This window comes from Flavobacterium sp., assembly GCF_043773265.1.
Classification (GTDB): domain Bacteria; phylum Bacteroidota; class Bacteroidia; order Flavobacteriales; family Flavobacteriaceae; genus Flavobacterium.
The window spans coordinates 1-4,287 of the sequence record NZ_JAYVFH010000019.1 but is presented as its reverse complement, the minus strand read 5'-3'; the positions used below and the strand labels follow the sequence as shown (position 1 = coordinate 4,287).

Here is a 4,287-nt window from a genome sequence, read left to right as displayed (position 1 = left end):
TCCCCAACTTCTGCAAGCCACGAGACGTTAACTGCAAGCTTCCTCCGAAACAACGAATTCGATAAATTGAAACTAAAATGATAAAAATATTTATAAGCTATTGTCACAAAGACGAAACATTAATTTCGAAATTTCTTAATCATCTTTCTCCATTAAAAAATAATGGATTAATTACTGAATGGATAGATAGAAAAATTAATACAGGAGAAGATTTTCAAGAAAATATTGATAATGCTCTAGAGAACGCAGATATCATTTGTTTGATGATTTCTGATAATTTTTTAGCTTCAAACGCTTGTATTAAAGAAAAAAATGATGCTTTAATTTTAAAAAACAGCAAAGGAATTCGAGTAATTCCTATTATTTTAAGTCCTTGTGCTTGGACAGAACATCTTGAATTAAGTGAACTATTAGCTACTCCAACTGACGGTAAACCGATTACAAAGTTTGACGACCAAAATGATGGTTGGTTGGATGTTATTAAATGGGTTAAACCTGTTTGTAAATCAATAAATCAAATTAAACAATTAAAACTAAATGATAGTTTTAATTCTTTCTTAAATAGTGCTGATATTCTATCAAAATCACATCATAATAAAGAAACTGTTGAACTAAAAGATATTTATGTTTTTCCAAAACTAAAAAAATATGATGATGTTGAAATTGCGCAAAAATATGATTCAGAAAATTTAATAACTGAAATATTAAATTTTAATAAAATAATAATTGCAGGGGAAAATCAAGCTGGGAAAACAACGATATGCAAAATTATCTATAAAATATATCTGAATCTAAACTACATTCCTGTTTACGTAGAAGACGATAATTTATTTTTAGGAAATCCTTTAGCAAAACTGGAAAAATCATTTCAAGAGCAATACGACAATATTTCTTTCAACGAAATTGAACAAAACAGAATAATTCCAATTGTTGACAATTTTCATTTTGCAAAACATCAAGATAAATATATCGAATCCTTCAGAGATTTTAAATATCAGGTATTTATTGTAGATGATATTTTTGGGCTGAATATTAAAAACCAAAATCTAATAAAAGATTACAATAAATTTAAAATCAGAGAATTTTCTCCATTAGAAAGAGACAAACTTATTAGAAAATGGATTCAAATAAAAGAAAATGATTTAATTGAAATAAATCCAAATCATTTAAATCAAAGCCTAGATGAAAAAACAGAAATGATTGAAAATTCATTAGGTGTTATTTTCGGCAAAGGTATAATGCCTTCATATCCATTCTTCATTTTATCATTACTTGCTGCACAAGATATTCAAAAGCCTTTAGACCAAGATATAACATCGCAAGGGCATTGCTATCAAGCTCTAATATATCTTTATTTGAGAAAAGAAGGTGTTAACAACAACCAAATAGATATTTATTCAAATTTTTTAACTGAATTAGCCTTCTACATTTATGATAACGGCAGTAATAGTTTACCAAACGATAAATTTCAAATTTTCATAGAAAGATATAAAGCAAACTTTAATTTACCAATTCCATTAAATGACATATTAAAAGTATTAAATAATGTTAACATTTGTCGATTTGACAGCTTTAATCAATTTAGTTTCTGTTATACATACATTTATTATTTTTTTATAGCAAAATACATTTCAGAAAATATTGATAAACAAAAAGGTTTAGTAACCAAAATAATATCAAATATTCACAAAGATGAAAATGCCTACATCACAATATTCATTGCTCATCATTCCAAATCAAATTATTTACTTGATGAATTATTATTAAGCGCAGAAATGCTTTTTGAAAAATATGAACCTTCAACTTTAGAAACAGATGAATTAGATTTCTTCGATAAACACGAAGATAAAATTGTTAAATCAATTCTACCATCATATGAACACAATCCTACAGAAGAACGTCAGAAAGCATTAATAACAAAATCCGAAATAGAAGAAAATGAAAACGATGATAAAAGCAAACCAGAAGTCAACGATGAAGACCTAACTGACTTAGTTACAAACTTAAGATTTAGCATAAAGACAGTAGAAGTAATGGGAATGATAATAAAAAATAGATCAGGTTCTCTTCCTTTAGAAAGATTGGAATATATTTATGAACAAGGTTTGAAAGTACATTTGAGAATTTTATCATCCTTTTTTGAAATAATAAAAAATGAACAAACTGAAATCGAGTTTATTGATTTTGTTAAAGACCGAATAAATCAAATTAATGATGAAAGGAAAGAGAATGACGAAAAAGAATTGAATAAAGCAAAGGTTGAACAATTTGCACGAGAAATATTTTGGAATTTAAATTTTGGAGTAATTCACGGTTTCATAACAAAAGCTATTCATTCTTTGGGCTCAAATAACTTACTACAAATTGCTGAAAATGTTAGTAATAGAGAGAAAACCCCATCAACTTTTATAGTAAACCAAGGTATTAATATGTGGTATGCGAAATCATTACGATTAGATGAAATACAAAAAAGGATTTCAGAAAAAAGCTTTTCTAAAACGGCAGAAAGATTAATCAAATTTAAGGTTGTTGAACATTCAAGACTCCACAAAATGGAATTTAAAAAGTTAAAAGAAATCGAAGAAAAACTGGATATGTCAACAAACAAATTATTATCAGATAGAGCAAAAAATAAATAAAGCCAGCAGTTAACAGCCGTTTGGCAAGATTGCGAATTTTGTGATAAATTCACGTTCACGTTCCGCAAGAAATTTTGTCTTAATTGAAAATAAACGGTTACGAAGTTCGAAACCTCACCAAGCGGCAGAACGTTATCAGCAATACTATCGCAGAATCGACGAATTCAATAACTTAATGCAACAAATGATAAATTTTATCTTTGTTGAATTATGGAAAAACTACGTAGAAGATTAACCTTAAATGAACGGATTGTTATTGAGACTTTACTCAAAGAAAACAAGACCAAAAGTTACATTGCTAAGTATCTAAATAGAAACAGATCTACAATTACTCGTGAAGTCAATACTTGGGTTAAAAAACCTTCTGATAAGTACGATGCCGATGTAGCTGATTTCTTTGCTAAACAGGACTATTTAAACAAAAGAAATAAAGACAAAATCAATACTTACAAAAGACTGAAACTATTTGTATACAAAGGATTATTATCCGGATTTAGTCCTGAACAAATTGGTGGCAGAATCAAAGTTCTGTATCCAAATGACCCAGTAATGTCAATATCTTACGAAGCTATTTATCAGCATATTTATAGGCACAGACAATCCTATTTGGGCAAAAAACTAATCAAGCTTCTTCCCTATCATCATCACAAAAGAAGAGAGAATAGAAAATTTGGTAAAAACAGAGTCCGAATTAAAGACCAAGTCAATATCAGCCATAGACCGCAACACGTTGAATTACGCCTTGAAGTTGGACATTGGGAAGGAGATTTAATGATTGGTATAGGACAAAAAAGTGCAATCGGAACTATCGTTGAAAGAAAAACTAGATTCACTTTCATTATCAAATTAGAAAACAGAAAATCTGAAACCGTCACACAACAATTCGCTAAATACTTAAATTCATTACCCAAATACATTTTAAAATCAATGACTTACGACAACGGAATGGAAATGGCTAATCACAAATGGCTTGCAAACAACACTGGAATGGATATCTTTTTTGCTAATCCATACTCCTCATGGGAAAGAGGAACTAATGAAAACACTAACGGTTTAATTAGACGTTTTTTCCCGAAAGGAACTGACTTCAACAAAATAACTATTGAACAGCTTAAACAAGCGCAATACAGCTTAAACAATAGGCCTAGAAAGATTCTAGCTTACAAAACGCCTAATGAAATTATGAACCAGGAAATCACTAACTATGCAGCATAAACCAAGCCTATTTCGGAAATAACTTTTGGCTCTTTTAAAAAGCCAAAAAAGTTATTCTGAAATGATGAAAAAATGAAATAAAAAACTAAATTTGATTATTACAATATTAACTGACCTTGTTGCATTAAGGTCTTGAATCCGCCAAACGTATAAATGACAGAAAAAGAATTACTTAAGTTAGGATGTATTCCGAAAGAACTTCCTCCTCCATTTGAAAGTGTGACTTTTTCTGATAAAATTGACACAATAAATACTGCTTGGAATGCAAAATTCAATACTTTATCAAGGCCAAATAGATTAAACTATAAAGAGTCTAAATGGGTTGTTTTTTCAATTCCAAAAGTCAATCTATCAAGAAGAATTATTAATATTCCAAATCCATTACATCAAAGCAAACTTTGTAAAACCATTATTGATAAATGGGTTGAAATAC

Annotated in this window: 2 protein-coding genes and 1 pseudogene; all 3 read left to right on the top strand. The window is 28.9% G+C overall.

What is annotated here, in order from left to right; genetic code table 11:
* Positions 1–77 precede the first annotated feature (77 nt).
* Positions 78–2,639: a TIR domain-containing protein gene (locus ACH2BO_RS00940; RefSeq protein ID WP_395042883.1), complete on the top strand. Its 2,562-nt coding sequence runs from the start codon at positions 78–80 to the stop codon at positions 2,637–2,639.
* 210 nt (positions 2,640–2,849) lie between these two features.
* The gene (locus ACH2BO_RS00935) at positions 2,850–3,854 is read left to right on the top strand and encodes an IS30 family transposase (protein ID WP_395042882.1); all 1,005 of its coding nucleotides are present in this window, start codon (positions 2,850–2,852) and stop codon (positions 3,852–3,854) included.
* A gap of 153 nt (positions 3,855–4,007) precedes the next feature.
* A pseudogene (locus ACH2BO_RS00930) lies at positions 4,008–4,287 on the top strand (reverse transcriptase); the annotation flags it as partial.